At 68.3% G+C, this 17,079-nt stretch carries 17 protein-coding genes; 12 read left to right on the plus strand and 5 right to left on the minus strand.

Annotated elements, in window-relative coordinates; genetic code table 11:
• Nucleotide 1 precedes the first annotated feature (1 nt).
• Genes NPA30_RS16980 through NPA30_RS16990 form a run of 3 tightly spaced genes read right to left on the minus strand, consistent with a single transcriptional unit; the run spans nucleotide 2 to nucleotide 3,272 of the window.
• Nucleotides 2-1,534 carry an HlyC/CorC family transporter gene (locus NPA30_RS16980; protein ID WP_306228971.1) on the minus strand — a complete coding sequence of 511 codons (1,533 nt, stop codon included), beginning with the start codon at nucleotides 1,532-1,534 and terminating at the stop codon, nucleotides 2-4.
• Entirely contained in the window at nucleotides 1,531-2,682 is a 1,152-nt protein-coding gene (gene aroB / locus NPA30_RS16985) for a 3-dehydroquinate synthase (RefSeq protein ID WP_256803966.1), read from the minus strand. Before aroB ends, NPA30_RS16980 begins: the two co-directional genes overlap by 4 nt.
• Nucleotides 2,679-3,272, minus strand: coding sequence for a shikimate kinase (locus tag NPA30_RS16990; RefSeq protein ID WP_256804012.1), 594 nt, complete (start codon nucleotides 3,270-3,272; stop codon nucleotides 2,679-2,681). The genes aroB and NPA30_RS16990 overlap by 4 nt, the downstream gene beginning before the upstream one ends.
• 177 nt (nucleotides 3,273-3,449) lie before the next feature.
• Between NPA30_RS16990 and NPA30_RS16995 the strand changes: the two genes are divergently transcribed.
• From NPA30_RS16995 to NPA30_RS17025, 7 genes are all read left to right on the plus strand, one after another.
• The gene (locus NPA30_RS16995) at nucleotides 3,450-3,719 is read left to right on the plus strand and encodes a hypothetical protein (RefSeq protein ID WP_256803967.1); all 270 of its coding nucleotides are present in this window, start codon (nucleotides 3,450-3,452) and stop codon (nucleotides 3,717-3,719) included.
• The gene (locus tag NPA30_RS17000; RefSeq protein WP_256803968.1) at nucleotides 3,716-4,666 is read left to right on the plus strand and encodes a site-specific tyrosine recombinase XerD; all 951 of its coding nucleotides are present in this window, start codon (nucleotides 3,716-3,718) and stop codon (nucleotides 4,664-4,666) included. The genes NPA30_RS16995 and NPA30_RS17000 overlap by 4 nt, the downstream gene beginning before the upstream one ends.
• 159 nt (nucleotides 4,667-4,825) lie before the next feature.
• Nucleotides 4,826-5,782: an acetyl-CoA carboxylase carboxyltransferase subunit alpha gene (locus NPA30_RS17005; protein ID WP_256803969.1), complete on the plus strand. Its 957-nt coding sequence runs from the start codon at nucleotides 4,826-4,828 to the stop codon at nucleotides 5,780-5,782.
• A gap of 301 nt (nucleotides 5,783-6,083) precedes the next feature.
• Nucleotides 6,084-7,088 carry a L,D-transpeptidase family protein gene (locus NPA30_RS17010; protein WP_256803970.1) on the plus strand — a complete coding sequence of 335 codons (1,005 nt, stop codon included), beginning with the start codon at nucleotides 6,084-6,086 and terminating at the stop codon, nucleotides 7,086-7,088.
• Nucleotides 7,089-7,261: 173 nt separating this feature from the next.
• Entirely contained in the window at nucleotides 7,262-7,513 is a 252-nt protein-coding gene (locus NPA30_RS17015) for a hypothetical protein (RefSeq protein WP_256803971.1), read from the plus strand.
• Nucleotides 7,514-7,787: 274 nt separating this feature from the next.
• Nucleotides 7,788-8,723 (plus strand): hypothetical protein, encoded by a 936-nt coding sequence (locus NPA30_RS17020; RefSeq protein WP_256803972.1) that lies wholly within the window; start codon nucleotides 7,788-7,790, stop codon nucleotides 8,721-8,723.
• A gap of 112 nt (nucleotides 8,724-8,835) precedes the next feature.
• Complete coding sequence (locus NPA30_RS17025) at nucleotides 8,836-9,189, plus strand: helix-turn-helix domain-containing protein (RefSeq protein WP_256803973.1); 354 nt, start codon at nucleotides 8,836-8,838, stop codon at nucleotides 9,187-9,189.
• 102 nt (nucleotides 9,190-9,291) lie between these two features.
• On the opposite strand, the gene secA is transcribed toward NPA30_RS17025, so the two are convergent.
• Nucleotides 9,292-12,021 carry a preprotein translocase subunit SecA gene (gene secA, locus NPA30_RS17030; RefSeq protein WP_256803974.1) on the minus strand — a complete coding sequence of 910 codons (2,730 nt, stop codon included), beginning with the start codon at nucleotides 12,019-12,021 and terminating at the stop codon, nucleotides 9,292-9,294.
• 264 nt (nucleotides 12,022-12,285) lie between these two features.
• On the opposite strand from secA, the gene NPA30_RS17035 reads away from it, so the two are divergent.
• The 5 genes from NPA30_RS17035 to NPA30_RS17055 all read left to right on the plus strand — a co-directional run bounded on the left by NPA30_RS17035 (nucleotide 12,286) and on the right by NPA30_RS17055 (nucleotide 16,152).
• Nucleotides 12,286-13,164, plus strand: a complete 879-nt coding sequence (locus NPA30_RS17035) for a peptidylprolyl isomerase (protein WP_256803975.1) — start codon at nucleotides 12,286-12,288, stop codon at nucleotides 13,162-13,164.
• A 66-nt stretch (nucleotides 13,165-13,230) separates the two neighbouring features.
• Entirely contained in the window at nucleotides 13,231-14,472 is a 1,242-nt protein-coding gene (argJ, locus tag NPA30_RS17040) for a bifunctional glutamate N-acetyltransferase/amino-acid acetyltransferase ArgJ (RefSeq protein WP_256803976.1), read from the plus strand.
• On the plus strand, nucleotides 14,453-15,259 hold the full coding sequence (locus NPA30_RS17045; RefSeq protein WP_256803977.1) for a GNAT family N-acetyltransferase: 807 nt from the start codon (nucleotides 14,453-14,455) through the stop codon (nucleotides 15,257-15,259). Before argJ ends, NPA30_RS17045 begins: the two co-directional genes overlap by 20 nt.
• Complete coding sequence (locus NPA30_RS17050; protein ID WP_256803978.1) at nucleotides 15,256-15,669, plus strand: (deoxy)nucleoside triphosphate pyrophosphohydrolase; 414 nt, start codon at nucleotides 15,256-15,258, stop codon at nucleotides 15,667-15,669. The genes NPA30_RS17045 and NPA30_RS17050 overlap by 4 nt, the downstream gene beginning before the upstream one ends.
• A 168-nt stretch (nucleotides 15,670-15,837) precedes the next feature.
• Entirely contained in the window at nucleotides 15,838-16,152 is a 315-nt protein-coding gene (locus tag NPA30_RS17055) for a hypothetical protein (protein ID WP_256803979.1), read from the plus strand.
• 9 nt (nucleotides 16,153-16,161) lie between these two features.
• Here NPA30_RS17055 and NPA30_RS17060 read toward each other — a convergent pair whose 3' ends face one another.
• Nucleotides 16,162-17,052 carry a methyltransferase domain-containing protein gene (locus NPA30_RS17060; RefSeq protein WP_256803980.1) on the minus strand — a complete coding sequence of 297 codons (891 nt, stop codon included), beginning with the start codon at nucleotides 17,050-17,052 and terminating at the stop codon, nucleotides 16,162-16,164.
• Nucleotides 17,053-17,079 lie beyond the last annotated feature (27 nt).

Genomic DNA, 17,079 nt, shown 5'->3' on the forward strand with positions numbered 1-17,079 from the left:
CTCAGCCGGCCGGTCGCTCCGACTGCTGCGGGGCCTGCGTATCGGCAGGTTCGCTCGTCGCAGGCGCTTCCTCGTGCGGCATCGGTCCGACGGTCTTTCGGCCGTCGTCGGCGGACGCGTCCGCGACGCCCGGCTCGTCCGTGCCAAAACGCCCCTCGGCGAGATCGGGCTCGCGATCTGGATCCTCCAGAGGCGAAACCTCGGCCGCCGGCCCGTTGCCGGGCCGTGCAGCGCCCGGCGCGGCATGGCCGAGCTTCTTCGGCGGCACCAGCACCGTCGACGGCCGGATGCGCAACCGCGCGACGCGGTTCTTCTCGCGCTTCAGGACGACGAAGCGCTTGCCGAAAAAGGTGAAGGATTGGCGCTCCTCGGGGATCGTCTGGGTCTCGTGGATGACGAGCCCGGCGATCGTCACCGCCTCGTCGTCCGGCAGCGACCAGCCGAGCGCCCGGTTGAGGTCGCGGATCGGCACGGCGCCGTCGACGACGACCGAGCCGTCGGCCTCGGTCTTGACGCCCTCGATCTCCACGTCGTGCTCGTCGGCGATGTTGCCGACGATCTCCTCCAGGATGTCCTCGAGGGTGATCAGCCCCCGCACCTCGCCATACTCGTCGACGACGAGGGCGAAGTGGGTGCGCCGGCGCAGGAAGGCGTTCAGCTGGTCCTGCAGCGTCGTCGTCTCCGGCACGAACCAGGGGCGCGTCGCGATCTTCAGGATGTCGAGGCGCGTGAAGTCGTTGCCGAGCTCGTTGAGGGCGCGCAGGAGATCCTTGGCGTGGACGACGCCGACGATGTTGTCGGCCTCGCCCTTCCAGACCGGCATGCGGGTGTGCGGGCTCTCCAGGATCTGGCGGACGATCGCCTCGGGCGGATCGTCGGCATTGACCTGACGCATGGTGGTGCGGTGGACCATCACGTCCGACACCTCCAGTTCGTGCAGGTCGAGAAGGCCGCCGAGCCGGTTGCGGTCGACGTCGACGAGCGCGCCCTCGCGATGCAGCACCTCAACCGTTCCGCGCAGCTCCTGATGGGCGCTCAGCATCGTGCCGGACTCGAGGTCGACGCCGAAGAGAGCGAGGATGCGGCGCACGGTCCAGTTCACCGCAGCGGTCGCCGGCGACAGGGCCATCACCGCCACCTCCACGGCACGGGCGAGCCGCAGCGCCCAGTTCTCCGGATGGGCGATCGCCAGCGACTTCGGCAGCACTTCGCCGAAGATCACGACGAGGATCGTCATGGCGATCGTCGCATAGGCGACGCCCGACTGACCGAAGAGACCGAGAAACGCGGTCGTCGCCAGCGACGAGGCGAGGATGTTGACGAGGTTGTTGCCGATCAGCAGCGAGCCGATCAGCCGGTCCTTCCGCTCGGTCAGCCGGGTGACGACGCCGGCGCGCGCATCGCCGCTCTTCTCGAAGGACAGGATGCGCCCGCGCGAGGCGGCGGTGAGGGCGGTCTCCGAGCAAGCGAAGAAGGCCGAGACGCAGAGCAGCAGGACGACGATCCCGACGAGGATCCAGAGCGAGGCGGTCATCGCGCGAGCTCCTGTTGGAGGAAGCTCTCCACGGCCACCGGGTCGACGTCGTTCGCGACGAAGGCCCGGCCGATGCCGCGGGTGAGGATGAAGGTGAGGCTGCCGCGCCGGACCTTCTTGTCCTGCGCGATGCGCGGCATCAGCATGGCCGTCGTCAACCGCTCGCCCGGGATGGCGGCGATGCGCGTCGGCAGGCCGACATCCGACAGATGCCGCTCCACGCGTGCCGCGTCCTCCTGCGGGCAGAGGCCGAGAGTTGCCGAGAAGCGGTGCGCGAGTACCATGCCGATCGCCACCGCCTCGCCGTGGACGAGGCGGTCGGTGGCATAGCCGGTCGCCCCTTCGAGCGCGTGGCCGAAGGTGTGGCCGAGATTGAGGAGCGCGCGGGCGCCGTCCTCGCGCTCGTCGGCGGCCACCACCGCGGCCTTGGCACGACAGCTGACGGCGATCGCTTCGGTCCGCGCCGGGCCGCCGGCGAAGACCTCGGCATGGTTCGCTTCCAGCCAGGCGAAGAAGTCCGGCCGGTCGATCAGGCCGTACTTGGCGAGTTCGGCATAACCGGCGGCGAACTCGCGGGACGACAGGGTGTCGAGCACCGTCGTGTCGGCCAGCACCAGCGCCGGCTGGTGGAAGACGCCGACGAGGTTCTTGCCGTGCGCCGTGTTGATGCCGGTCTTGCCGCCGACGGAGGAATCGACCTGGGCGAGGAGGCTGGTCGGCACCTGCACGAAGCGCATCCCGCGACGCACGATACCGGCGGCGAATCCGGCAAGATCGCCGATCACGCCACCGCCGAGGGCGAGCACCGCGTCGCCGCGCTCGAGCCGCGCTGCGAGGATGGCGTCGACGACGTGCTCCAGCTGCTCGAAGCGTTTGGTCGCCTCGCCGGCCGGCAGGACGATCGGCGTCGCGTCGATACCGGCGGCCGCGAGCGCGGCGAGGAGGCGCGGCAGGTGCCGGTCGGCGAGATTTGCGTCGCTCACCACGGCCACGCGGATGTCCGGCAGCCGGCGCGCGAGGAGTTTACCGGCCCGTTCGATCAGCCCGGCGCCGATGAGGATGTCGTAGGACCGTTCGCCGAGGTCGACGGCGACCGTCGTCGGCTCCGCCGGATCGCGCGGGGCCGGTGCGGTGGAGGAGGGGCTCACGCGGTGGTCTCCTTGCCGAGGAACTGGTCGAGTGCGGTGATGATCTCCTGGGCGATCACCTCGCGCTTCACCGCGCGCGACGTCACCGTGATGTTCGCCTCGCCGTAGATCGGATAGCGCTTCTCGATCAGGTCCTGCATGACGGCGCGCGGATCGCGTGCCTTGAGTAAAGGTCGGTGCGAGCGCCGTGCGACGCGCTCCATGAGCACGTCGAGGTCGGCCTTCAGCCAGACGGTGACGGCGCGCTCGCGCAGCTTGCGCCGCGTGCTCTCGGTCATGAAGGCGCCGCCGCCGGTCGCCAGCACCTGCGCGCCCTCGCCGACCAGACGCGCCACGACGCGGGCCTCGAGCTGGCGGAACTCCGGCTCGCCATAGGCCTCGAAGAGATCGGCGATCGTCATCTGCGCCGCCGTCTCAATCTCCTCGTCGGTGTCCCGGAACGGCAGGTCGAGCAGCCGGGCCAGCTTGCGCCCGACCGTGCTCTTGCCGGCGCCCATGAGGCCGATCAGGGTGACCGCGCGCCCGCCGAGCTTCGCCTGGATCCGGGCAAGCTCGTCCGGTGTCGCGGCGTGCGTGAGGGCGGTTTCGATCGCTTCTCTCCCGGATTGATCGTTTTCGTTTTCAGCATCAGGATTCCCCGCCTTCGTCAAGCAGCGCCGGATCTCCTCCCCATGGTGGATGCGGCCCGATGGCGCTTGCGTCGGCCGCTGCGATGCTCCAAGGAACGGCATCTCGCTGTTCTGGCCAATGCGGAGTGACCGGCCTTCATGCCGACCCTCGTCCGTCTCCTGACGACGATCGCGATCATCGCAGGGGTAATCCTGGCGATCATGGCGGCGCTGGTGACGTTCGTCGAACCGCATCGGCGTCAAGTCGACATCGAAATTCCGGTGCGCGAGCTGCCGCAGGAGGCTGCGACGGGCGTAGCCCAAGGGTCGGCGCCGGCCGGCGATGCGGCGGTCGCCCAGACCGCCGCGGGTGCGGACGATCCCGCGGCGCCGACCAGCCAGCCCTCGGCGCTGGAGCTGCGGCCGTGAATGCGCCACGGCGGAGCCGCGACGGCGCTGACATCGAAACCTTCCTCGAGATGATGGCGGTGGAACGCGGTGCGGCCGAGAACACCATTGCGGCCTATCGCCGGGATCTCGACGATGCCTCCGAGTTCCTGGGCGGTGGGCTGACGGCCGCCGGCACCGAGGACCTGCGCGGTTATCTCGGCGACCTCGCCGCGCGCGGTTTCGCGCCGACCAGCCGCTCGCGGCGGATGTCGTCGCTGCGCCAGTTCTACAAGTTCCTCTATGCCGAAGGAATGCGCGGCGACGATCCGACGGGGCCGATCGAGGGGGCCCGCAAGGAACGACCGCTGCCCAAGATCATGAGTGCCGAGGAGGTCGAGCGGCTGATCGACCTGGCCGAGGCCGAGGCCGAGGGTGCGGAGGTCGGCAGCGCGGCGCTGATGCGGGCCCGCCGCCTGCATGCGCTGGTGGAGATCCTCTACGCGACCGGGCTGCGCGTCTCCGAACTCGTCAGCCTGCCCCGCTCGGTGCTGCGCTCGCAGAACCGGCTCGTCGTGGTGCGCGGCAAGGGCAACAAGGAGCGCATGGTGCCGATCGGCGAGCGGGCCCGCGACGCGGTCACCGCCTTCGCCGAGGCGCTGCGAGCCAGTCGCCGCACGGCGCCGGACGAGCACTGGCTGTTTCCGGCGCTGTCGGAGAGCGGGCACATCACGCGCCAGGCCTTCGCCCGCGATCTCAAGGGGCTCGCGGCGCGGGCAGGCATTTCGGCGGCGCGCGTGTCGCCGCACGTCCTGCGGCACGCCTTCGCCAGCCATCTCCTGCAGAACGGTGCGGACCTGCGCGCCGTTCAGGAGCTGCTCGGCCATGCCGACATCTCGACGACGCAGATCTACACCCATGTTCTCGAAGAACGGCTGATCCGGCTCGTCGCGGACCATCACCCCCTGTCGGAGGCGAGCCGCGAGTAGAGCCGGCGCCGCGTTTTCTTGACAACAAAGCTTCACATCGTCAGTTTCCGGCCCGACTCCGGCAGCAGCGAGCGAACGCAGGCGCGAACCCGCGCCGGCCGGCGAAGACGAGTGCGCCCGAGCCGCCGGCCCGGGCCGTGGAAGGCAGTCGCGTTTTAGATGCACAACTATCTCGACTTCGAAAAGCCGGTCGCCGATCTCGAAGGGCAGATCCTCGAACTCAAGAAGCTCGACGCGGATGGCGAGAATGCCGTCGACGTGTCCGACGAGATCGAGCGGCTGGAGAAGCGCGTCCAGGATGCGCTTGCCGACCTCTACAAGAAGCTGACGCCTTGGCAGAAGACGCAGGTCGCACGCCATGCCGACCGGCCGCACTGCGTCGACTACATCGCGCGGCTGATCACCGACTTCACGCCGCTCGCCGGTGACCGGAAGTTTGCCGAGGATCATGCCATCATCGCCGGTTTCGGCCGTTTCCGCGGCCAGTCGGTCGCGGTGATCGGGCAGGAGAAGGGCTCCGACACCCAGACCCGCCTCAAGCACAATTTCGGCATGGCCCGCCCGGAGGGCTACCGAAAGGCTGTCCGCATCCTGGAACTCGCCGAGCGCTTCGCGATCCCGGTCGTGACGCTGGTCGACACCTCCGGCGCCTATCCCGGCATCGGCGCCGAGGAGCGCGGCCAGGCCGAGGCGATCGCCCGCTCGACCGAGGCCTGCCTCAATCTCGAGGTGCCGCTGGTCTCGGTGGTGATCGGCGAAGGCGGTTCGGGCGGCGCCATCGCGCTCGCCGCGGCGAGCCGCGTCCTGATGCTGGAGCACGCTATCTACAGCGTCATCTCGCCGGAGGCGGGCGCCTCGATCCTGTGGCGGGATGCCGCCCGGGCGCGCGACGTGGCCCAGGCGATGAAGATCACCGCGCAGGACCTCAAGGGCTTCGGCGTCGTCGACGAAATCTTGCCCGAGCCGATGGGCGGCGCCCACCGCCAGCCGGAACTGGCAATCGACACGGCAAGCGATGCGGTCGCGGCGGCGCTGGCCGAGCTCGGTCAGCGGGACGGCCCGACGCTGAAGAAGGAGCGGCGGGACAAGTTCCTGGCGATCGGCCGCACGCTCTGAGCCCTCTTTGCGCGGAGCATCGTGCGGGCACGCAACTTCACGTGCATGATGCACGCGGGCTCTTCCCTTTCGCGTCACAATCGTCAAAATGCCGCCATCTCCGGGCGGCATGGGGACAGTGCCGCGCAAGGGGACGGGATTAACGGTTCCTCAACACCGTCGGCGCCATTAAGGGATGGCTCGTAAGGTTCGGTTCATCATGGCCGAAGCCTGCGGGCGGCGCGGGACGGACGAGGCTCGTGGTCGGTGTGAGTGGATCGTGTGGGGCGCAGGGCACGGCGCTCCGGTCGAGGGGACGGGAATGATCGCGAAACGTCTGCTGACGGCCGCGGCGCTCGCCGCGGGACTGATGCTTCTGTCGGCCTGCCAGGAAACCATCGACGATATCGCAGCCGGCGCCGATGCGCCGCTTCCCGCCAAGCTGGTCCAGGACATCAAGGCCAAGGGGATGGGCGTCAACGCGCCGATCCTCGTGCGGCTGTACAAGGAGGAGTCGGAGCTCGAGGTCTGGAAGCAGAAGACCGACGGCACCTACGGCCTCTTGAAGACCTATTCGATCTGCGCCTGGTCTGGACGGCTCGGGCCCAAGGAGAAGGAGGGCGACCGCCAGGCGCCCGAGGGCTTCTACACCATCACGCCCGGACTGATGAACCCGAACTCGCAGTATCACCTGGCGATCAACACGGGCTATCCGAACGCCTATGACCGCGCCAACGGTGGCACCGGCGCCAACCTCATGGTGCACGGTTCGTGCAACTCGTCCGGCTGCTACGCCATGGACGACGTGCAGATGGGCGAAATCTTCGGTCTCGCGCGCTATGCCTTCAAAGGCGGCCAGCGCGCCTTCCAGTTCCAGGCCTTTCCCTTCCGGATGACGCCGAAGAACATGGCCCGGCATCGCAAGTCTGACCACTACGCCTTCTGGAAGATGCTCAAGCAGGGCAGCGATCGGTTCGAACTGACCCACAAGCCGGTCGAGACCGGTGTCTGCGAGCGGCGTTACGTCTTCGATCCGCAGCTTGAGGACGGTCAGCGTCTGTCGCCCTTGGGTCCCTGCCCGACGGCAGAGGAGCCGGTCGAGGTCGCGGCCAAGCGCATCGCCGACGAGGCCGAGGAGGAGCGCCTCGTGGCGGCGATGGAGCCGACCGAGTTCGTCACCCAGGCGAGCTACACCTACAAGACCGGTACGCCGATCTCCGCCGAGGCCTATGCGGCGGAGCAGCATCGCCGCGAGGGGTACGACCGGCTCGGCAAGCGGATCTCCGGCACCCGCCGACCCACCACCTTCGAGAGCCTGCTGAAGTAGCATTGCAGTCCCGCTCGCGCCTTCTCGATCCTGCGTGGTTCGGGGAGGCTGACGACTGCGTCGCTGCATGCTTCCGCCGCTCAACCTGTCTGCAAAGTAATCTTTTAGCCGCGCAACCAAACGCTGGTGCAGGCGGTTCTAGACCGACATCAATTCCCGAGAGGATGTTGAAGATGAAGGTCCTGACCGCCGTTGCCGTCGCTGCCGCCCTGCTGTCCCCCGTCGCCGTCGCCGGCACTGCGTCCGCGGCGAGCGTGACGATCACCACCAGCGACTCGCATCATGTCGTGCCGCGTCACCGCGAGGTTGTTCGCGAGACCGTCGTTCGCCACGGTCCGATGCGCCCGAACTGCGTGACCAAGAAGACGAAGACGCGGATCCACGGCCGCTGGGTCGTGAAGACCGAGAAGGTGTGCCGCCGCTGATCGCGAGGGCCCGACCGTGGCTCTTCGGTAGGGCATGACGTCGCGCCCGCGTCGATACAACCTGAACCTGAATGCAAGAGGTCGGACCGAACGTCCGGCCTCTTGCCGTTTCTGACCAGCGTGCAAGGGTTTGCGCGGGATGCACTGCCCCTCGCGTCACACGCAACCACAACCCATGGATGCGATTCTCTGTAGATGCTATCTCCCGGATGTCGTCTCTGCACAGCCGTCGCCGACGGCAAGGAGGACGACCCTAGCGTCATAGGAGTGCGCCATGGGCAAGTCCGTAGTGATCCAGATCTCTTCCAGCGACCTCGCAACTCTCAAGCAGGCTAAGTACCAGCTCTGCTTCGCCAAAAAGGTCAACGACACCTATAGCGTCGTGTGGCAGTCGGCGAGCGACTACCTCGTCAGCAACACCTTCTCCTGGGTGCCGGCCTACAAGATGTTCGCGACGAACAACTTCCAGGCCGGCGTGAAGGTCAGCGTCCAGACGCAGATCGTGCCGATCGGGCTGGGCCAGCAGGCCACGCTCGATGCCGACGGCAATCTCGGATCGGCGGTGGACGGCGGGACGCCGAACTCGCTGACGCTGAACAACAAGTACAAGCCGATCCACCCGGGCCTCCAGAGCGTCTCGACCACCATCGACGGCAAGCAGGTCACGACGCCGATCTATGTCTCGCCGCAGGAGATGGTCCTCGGCATCGACACCCTGACCCCTGTCGAAGTCGTCCAGGTCTGGTTTCAACAAAACATCACGACGAGCACCATGATCAGCGAAGCCGTTTCCAACTCGGTCGAGATCGACCTCACCGAAACCGACACCGCCACGCGGCTCTACAGCGGCGGCGTGTGGAGCACCCCGAGCGGGAAGATGATGATGTCGCTCGGCAATCCCGCGGTGTACATGACGCTGTTCCTGAAGGGCCTCGCCGCCACCGCGGCCGCGCTGATCGCCCAGAAGGTCGCCACGAAGCTGACCGGCACCTATCAGAGCTTCAGCTTCAGCTATGCGCCGCAGTCGAACGGCATTCAGTTCACCTACTCGGAGAAGCCGAACGACCAGAAGGCCAACCTCCTGTTCGCATCGGCCCTCGAGGACGCGCAGTCCACGGTCGACACGCTCATCGAGTTCGTGCTGGACGCGTGCTCGGCAACGCCGGGCGCGACCTTCGGCGAGATGGACGTGAAGGTGAAGCCCGCCTGAACACGGGACACCGTCCCGACGACGCCCGCCGATCGAAGGGACAGGACCGGCGACAGGCCGCAGGCGCGGGAGACGGGTTCTTCCGCGCACCCTCCGTTCTCAGAGCCTTCGGATGAGTGGATCGACCCGCGGCGATCGGGTGGCAGAAGCCATGGCACGGCGCGGCTGGCGCAAGGACGTGGCGCTGGCACAGGCGCTCGGGGTGAACGTCAGCACGGTCTACCGGTGGCGCATCGGCGGCGAGTTTTCGCTCGACCACGCCATCGCCTTCTGTCAACTGCTCGACATCTCGCTCGATTGGCTGCTGCTCGGTCGCGGCAGGCCCGAGATCCAGCCGCTTCCGGCCGCCGCCGAGATGGAGCGCCGCTCCGATCGCGCCGTCTTGCATGAGCGCGTGAGGGCGGCCTTGTGCGAGTTGCAGACGGCGCTGCCGGATCTCCTCAGCGAGACAGCCGACGAACTCTAGCGCCGCGGTGGCGGTCTCTGCGCTCGGCAGACGCCGACACCACGCGATCGACGACTGCCGGCACCAGATCTCCGCGGCGCACGCCGCGGAATCCGCGATCGCTCAGGCCTGCACGAAGGCGCCGTGGCAGTGCTTGAACTTCTTGCCCGATCCGCAGGGGCATGCCTCGTTGCGTCCGACCGGTCCCCAGCTCGACGGATCGTCGGGGTTTCGGTCGGCAGCCTCGGCTGCGACGGTGTTTGCGGGTCCCGTGAAGGCCGGGACCGTGCCGGCATCGTCCGCGCCGGTGGCAAGGTCGAGGTGATGCGCCGCCATCTGCGGCAGCGGCGCCGGCTGCTGCTGCTCCGGCTGGACGATCTCGACCCGCATCAACTGCTGCGTGGTGCGCTCGCGCAGATGCTCGAGCAGCGTCTGGAAGAGCTCGAAGGCCTCCGACTTGTACTCGTTCAGCGGATCGCGCTGGGCGTAGCCACGAAAGCCGATCACCGAGCGCAGGTGGTCGAGATTGACCAGGTGCTCGCGCCACAGGGCGTCGAGCGTCTGCATGACCACCGAGCGCTCGACATAGGTCATCACCTCGGGACCGAAGCGTTCGGCCTTCTCGGCGGTCATCGCATCCGCCGCCTGCTTCATCCGCTCGCGGATGTCGCTCTCGTCGATGCCTTCCTCGGCCGCCCATTCGACGATCGGCAGGTCGAGGTTGAGGACGTCGAGCGCCTCGGCCTTCAACTCCTCGGTCTTCCACTGATCGGGATAGGCGCGCTCGGGAATGTGCCGGGCGACGATCGCCTCGATCGTCTCGTTGCGCATGTCGGCGACGGTTTCCGACAGCGTCTCGGCGTCCATCAGCTCGAGCCGCTGCTCGAAGATGACGCGCCGCTGGTCGTTCATGACATCGTCGTACTTCAGGAGGTTCTTGCGGATGTCGAAGTTGCGCGCTTCGACCCGCTTCTGTGCCTTCTCCAGCGCCTTGTTGATCCAGGGATGGACGATCGCCTCGTCCTCCTTGAGGCCCAGCCGGGTCAGCATCGAGTCCATGCGCTCCGACCCGAAGATCCGCATCAGGTCGTCCTGCAGCGACAGGTAGAACTTGGAGCGGCCCGGGTCGCCCTGGCGGCCGGAGCGACCGCGCAGCTGGTTGTCGATGCGGCGGCTCTCGTGGCGCTCGGTGGCGAGCACGTAGAGGCCACCGGCGGCGAGCGCCTCTTCCTTCAGCCGCTTGATGTCGGCCTTGATCGCGTCTTCCCGCGCGGTGCGCTCCGGCCCCTCCGGCACCTCGGCGAGCTCGGCCTCGATGCGCATCTCGGCGTTGCCGCCGAGCTGGATGTCGGTGCCGCGGCCGGCCATGTTGGTGGCGATCGTCACCGCGCCGGGTACGCCGGCCTGGGCGACGATATAGGCTTCCTGCTCGTGATAGCGGGCGTTGAGCACCTGGAAGTCCTTCAGGCCTTCCTTCTTCAGCCGGTCGGCGAGGAGCTCCGACTTCTCGATCGAGGTGGTGCCGACGAGGATCGGCTGGCCGCGCTCGGCCGCGTCCTTGATCTCGCGGGCGATCGCCCGGTACTTCTCCTCGACCGTGCGGTAGACTTCGTCATCCTCGTCCTTGCGCTGGACGGGCAGGTTGGTCGGGATCTCGATGACGTCGAGCCCGTAGATGTCGCCGAATTCCGCCGCCTCGGTGTTGGCCGTGCCGGTCATGCCGCCGAGCTTCTTGTACATGCGGAAGTAGTTCTGGAAGGTGATCGAGGCCAGCGTCTGGTTCTCGGGCTGGATCTTGGCGTGCTCCTTCGCCTCCAGCGCCTGGTGCAGGCCTTCCGAGTAGCGCCGGCCGGGCATCATGCGGCCGGTGAACTCGTCGATGATCACGACCTCGTCGTTGCGGACGATGTAGTCCTTGTCGCGCTGGAACAGCTTGTGGGCCTTCAGCGCGTTGTTGACGTGGTGGACGACGGCGACGTTCTCGATGTCGTAGAGCGAGACACCCTGCAGGAGCCCGGCGGCCTCGAGCAGGCGCTCGAGCTTCTCCGTGCCGCCTTCGGTGAAGGTGACGGTGCGCTGCTTCTCGTCGAGCTCGAAGTCCTCGTCGGCAAGCTGCGGGATGAAGGTGTCGATGATCTGGTAGAGCTCGGAGCGGTCGTCGAGCGGGCCGGAGATGATCAGCGGCGTGCGCGCTTCATCGATGAGGATCGAGTCCACCTCGTCGATGAGCGCGTAGTGATGGCCGCGCTGGACCATCTCGCCGCGCTCGTACTTCATGTTGTCGCGCAGGTAGTCGAAGCCGAGTTCGTTGTTGGTGGCGTAGGTCACGTCGCAGGCATAGGCCTCACGCCGCTGCATGTCGTTCATGCCGTGCACGATGATGCCGACCGTGAGGCCGAGGAAGCGGTAGACCCGGCCCATCCATTCGGCGTCGCGCTTGGCGAGGTAGTCGTTGACGGTGACGACGTGGACGCCCTTGCCGGCGAGCGCATTGAGATAGACGGGCAGGGTGGCGACGAGGGTCTTGCCCTCGCCTGTTCGCATCTCGGCGATGGCGCCGGAGTTGAGGACCGCGCCGCCGATCAGCTGGACGTCGAAGTGTCGCATCCCGAGCGCGCGTTTGGCTGCCTCGCGCACGGTGGCGAAAGCCGGAACGATGAGATCGTCGACCGACTTGCCGTTCGCGACCTCCTGCCGGAAGGTCTCGGTGCGCTGGCGCAGGGCCTCGTCGCTCAGCTGCGAGAGCTCGCCCTCCAGCGCGTTGACCTCGCGCACGAGGGATTCGAACCGCTTCACGCGGCGGTCGTTCGCCGAACCGAGCAACTTGCGGGCAATGCCGCCGAAACTGACCATGAATGGCCCCTTTGAGTGTGGGCGGCGCACGCCACCTGCGCGGCCCGCCGCCTGTCGCCGCCGGGATGGCGATCGTCCCGATACGCTGGGGAAAGCGGCTGGACTTTCGAGACGGGCGAGAGATAAGAGGGGCCCGGAGCGATGTCAACGTCGCCACCCACCCCGGCGCGCGGCCCTGAAAAGACCGCATTGCAAGGCACTTCACCGCACGCGAGGCTCGATCCGGAGCCGATCGTTCAAACGCCTTCGAGGAGCTCCCGCACAATGACGAATTCCCTGCGCCTGACGCTGGCCGCGTCCGTCTTCGCACTCGCTGCCGCCGCCCTGCCGGCATTGGCGGCCGACGGCGACACGGTGGCCAAGGTCGGCAACGAGACGATCACCGAGAAGGATCTCGACCTCGCCGTCGAGGATCTCGGCGACCAGTTCGGCCAGATGCCGGACGAGCAGCGCCGGCTCGCCGTCCTGTCCGCGCTGATCGACATCAAGTCGCTCGCCAAGGAAGCGGCCGATGCAGGGCTCGACAAGACGGCGGAAGTTAAGAGCCAGCTCGCCTTCCTGCGCGAGCGCGCGCTCCACAATGCCTATTTCAAGCAGAAGGGCATCGACACCATCACCGACGACGAGCTGAAGCAGCGCTACGACAAGGAGATCGCGGCGATGCCCAAGAGCGACGAGGTGCATGCCCGCCACATCCTGGTGAAGACCAAGGAAGAGGCCGAGGACATCATCAAGCAGCTCGACGCCGGCGCCGACTTCGAGAAGCTCGCCAGCGAGAAGTCGACCGGCCCGTCGGGCCCGCAGGGCGGCGATCTCGGGTTCTTCGGTCCCGGCCAGATGGTCCCGGCTTTCGATAAGGCGGCTTTCGCCCTGGAGCCCGGCAAGTACACCGAGCAGCCCGTGCAGACCCAGTTCGGCTGGCACGTGATCAAGGTCGAGGAGAAGCGTCCGCAGCAGCCGCCGGCCTTCGACCAGGTCAAGGACCAGGTGCGCCAGGTGGTGATGCGCGAGAAGTACATGCAGCTGGTGCAGAAGGCCCGCAGCGACCTCAAGGTCGAGTTCGTCGATCCGAAGATCAAGACGCAGATCGAGGAGATCCAGAAGAGCGCGGCCGGTGCGGCCGAGGCTCCGGCGGCGCAGTGACATCATACCGGCCGGCGCGGGGCCAGGATGGCCCAGCGCCGTCGGGCGAGCGAGGATAGGGGGAGCATGAGCGGGACGATTTCGCCTCTGGCGCCGACGCGCGTCGTGGACATGCCGCCGGTCGACGGCCTGCGCATCGCGACCGCGGCGGCCGGCATCAAGTACAGGAACCGCACCGACGTGCTGCTGATGGTGATGGACCGGCCGGCAAGCGTCGCCGGCGTCTTCACCCGCTCGAAGTGTCCGTCGGCGCCGGTCGACTTCTGCCGCGACAGCCTGAAGGGCGGCGTGGCGCGCGCGCTCGTCGTCAACTCGGGCAATGCCAACGCCTTCACCGGGCGGAAGGGGCGGGAGGCGACGACGATGACCGCCGAGGCCGCCGCCGCCGCGGCCGGGTGCAAGCCGGACGAGGTGTTCCTCGCCTCCACCGGCGTCATCGGCGAGCCGCTGCCGGCCGAGCGTTTCACCGGCCTCCTCGCCGACATGGTGAGTGGTGCAGAGGCCGGCCGCTGGCAGGAGGCGGCCGAGGCGATCATGACCACCGACACCTATGCGAAGGTGGCGACCCGTACGATCGACCTCGGCGGCACGTCGGTCACGCTCAACGGCATCGCCAAGGGCGCCGGCATGATCGCGCCGGACATGGCGACGATGCTGTCCTTCCTGGCGACCGACGCGGCGATCGCCGCTCCGGCGCTGCAGGCGCTCCTGTCCGAGGCGGTCGAGCCGAGCTTCAATTCGGTGACGGTCGATAGCGACACCTCGACCTCCGACACGCTGATCCTGTTCGCGACCGGCGCGGCGACCGACCGCGGCGCGCCCGCCATCGAAGACGCCGCCGATCCACGCCTTGCCGCGTTCCGGGCGGCGCTGGGCGAGCTGCTTCTCGATCTCGCCCGCCAGGTGGCGCGTGACGGCGAAGGCGCCCGCAAGGAGATCAAGGTGACCGTCGAGGGCGCCGAGAGCGACGCCTCCGCCAAGCGCATCGCACTGTCGATCGCCAATTCGCCGCTGGTCAAGACCGCGGTCGCCGGCGAAGACGCCAACTGGGGCCGGGTCGTCATGGCCGTCGGCAAGGCCGGCGAGCCGGCCGACCGCGACCGCCTCGCGATCTGGTTCGGCGACGTGCGCGTGGCGCACGAGGGCGAGCGGGATCCAGCCTATTCGGAAGAGGCGGCGAGTGCCGTGATGCGTGAGGACGAGATCGCGATCCGGGTCGATCTCGGCCTCGGGACCGGACGCTGGAGCGTCTACACCTGCGATCTGACCAAGGAGTATGTCGCGATCAATGGCGACTACAGAAGCTGACGCGCCGCACAGTCTCGCGACGGTCCGCCGCCTGGAGGCCGCCGGCTTCCGGGCCTGGCCGGCCTCCGAGACCGCCTATGACGGCACCTGGGCCATACGGCTGACGCCGGGGTTCGACGCCAAGCGCCTGAACTCGGTCAATCCGCTCGACCAGGGCGACCGGCGCGACATCGCCGCGCGCGTGGAGCGGGCGCGGGAGCGCTTCGAGGCCGTCGGGCGCCCGATCCTGTTCCGCCAATCGCCGTTGGCTCCACCGGAGCTCGTCGATCATCTCGACGCCGAAGGTTGGTCGCGCTTCGGCGAGTCGCTGGTGCTGACCGCGGACCTGACGCGGATCGACCTGTCCGGCACGCTCGACCGCATCCCGATCCGCGACCTCGGCCGCTACGTCGACGCCAGCCTTGCCGTGCACGGGCGGGACGAGGCGATGCGACAGGGCCTCCTCGACATTCTCGGCGCCATCCGCCCGCCGGCCGGCTTCTTCGTGCGCGAAAATCCCGAGGGCGTCCCGGTTGCGGTGGCGATGGCGATTCAGGACAACGACCTCGCCGGCATCCTCGACCTGGCGGTGGCGCCGGACCTGCGTCGCCAGGGCCTCGGCCGCGACCTCGTCGCGACCGCCCTGCGCTTCGCCATGCACCGCGGCGCCCGCACAGGTTGGTTGCAGGTCGAAGCCGCCAACACGGCCGGCATCGCCCTCTACGACCGTCTCGGCTTCGTCGAGGCCTACCGCTACGTCTATCGCGCTCCGCCCGAGGCGGCGCAGCCCCCGGCGATGCTGCGGTGAGCGCCGCGCCGAAGCCGCTGCTCCTCGTCGCGGCCTGCGCGCTGGTCGATGCCGACCGGCGCGTCCTGATCGCGCAGCGGCCGGAGGGCAAGTCGCTCGCCGGTCTGTGGGAGTTTCCGGGCGGCAAGATCGAGCCCGGCGAGACGCCGGAGGAGACGCTGGTGCGCGAGCTCGAGGAAGAACTCGGCATCGTCACGCAGACGGCCTGTCTGGCGCCGCTGACCTTCGCCAGCCACCCCTACGAGCGCTTCAACCTCCTGATGCCGCTCTATGTTTGCCGGCGCTTCCAAGGCATCCCAAGCCCGCGCGAGGGTCAGGTTCTGAAATGGGTGCGACCGAACGCCCTGCGCGACTATCCCATGCCGCCCGCCGACGCGCCGCTGATCCCGTTTCTGGAGGACCTCCTGTAAGGAGGGCGACGTTAACGCGCCTCCGGCCGGATCAACCAAGCCCTAACCAACCCTGAACGGGTTTCCTGGGATTTAAGTCAAAATCAACCGGTCCGGGCGAGACTGCTAGCCAAGCAAAACCTCGTGCCGAGGGCCCATGAGCCCGGCGCGACGATCTTGGAGAGCGCCGTGAGCCGCATCGATCTCGACAGCACCGATCGCACCCTAGAACTCCTGGCGGAGGCCCGCACCGGCCTCTTGCGCGCGACGCTCCTGTTCGGCTCGATCGCCGCGGCCCTCGCGCTGGTCCTCGCGCCGGTGGCCGACCGCCAGTCGCGCCTCTTCGCCGAGCGCAGCATCGTCGACGTCGATCCGATCATGACGGGCTCGGTCTCGCATCCGGCCGGCGGCGCGCAGCACTACGTCGTGCGCCGCAGCGTGCTGCAGCCGAGCGGACAGGCCTGCATCATGCTGCCGAACGGGCGCCAGTTCGGCAGCTGCTGATCGGGGCTTTCAGTTGCCGGAGCGGTCGTTCAGCGCGGCCGCAAGGCTCGCCTTGGCGCTGCCGGGTTGCAGCGGCTGCTGCTGACTCGCGTGCGGCTTCCAGCCGGAGAGCGAGACGATGTCGAACGTCGCCCGCACCCGCCCGTCCGGATCGGCGAAGCGTTCCCGGTAGATCTCGGCGGCGCGCAGGAAGAAGCGCCGGCTGCCCGGCCGGCGGGAGCGCTCGCCGAGCATGTTGGCCATGCCCATCGCCCTGAGATCGGCCATCAGCCCGAACATCGTGTCGTAGCGCACCGTCAGCCGGTCCTGATCGGCGACCGGCAGGGCGAAGCCGGCCCGCTGCAGCAGCGCGCCGGCATCGCGGACCTCGACGAAGGGGATCACTCGCGGCGACGCACCCCCGGTGAGCTCGGCTTCGGCCGAGAGCAGCGCGGCGCGCAGCTCGTTCAGCGTCTCGCCGCCGAGCATCGCCGCCAGCAACAGCCCGTCCGGCTTCAGGGCGCGCTGGATCTGGATGAGGACGCCCGGCGTGTCGTTGGTCAGCTGCAGCGACAGCGCCGACAGGACGAGATCCACCGAATTGGCGGCGAGCGGCAGCGCCTCCTCGTCGGCCACCACCGACTGTCCGCCGGCACCTTTGAGGAACGCTGCGTCGCGCTCGATGCGTACGAGCCGACCGATCTGCGGAGAACCGGCGAGCGCCTTTGCCACGGCATCCCCGCCGCTGGCGAGATCGACCGCGACCTCGAAGCGTCGCTCGACCGCCGAAAGCCGCTCGGCGAGATCCTGCGCCGCCGCCTCGAGAAGGAACTGCACGCCGGCAAAGTCCGGACGTGCCGCCGCTCGCCGGCGGCGGCGGTCGAGGAGCGGGCGGTCGATCGGGGGCGAAGCGAGGGGCATGGCGTCGAGGCGATCCGGGTTGGCAGG

The organism is Mangrovibrevibacter kandeliae, from assembly GCF_024519155.1.
Taxonomy (GTDB): domain Bacteria; phylum Pseudomonadota; class Alphaproteobacteria; order Rhizobiales; family Rhizobiaceae; genus Mangrovibrevibacter; species Mangrovibrevibacter kandeliae.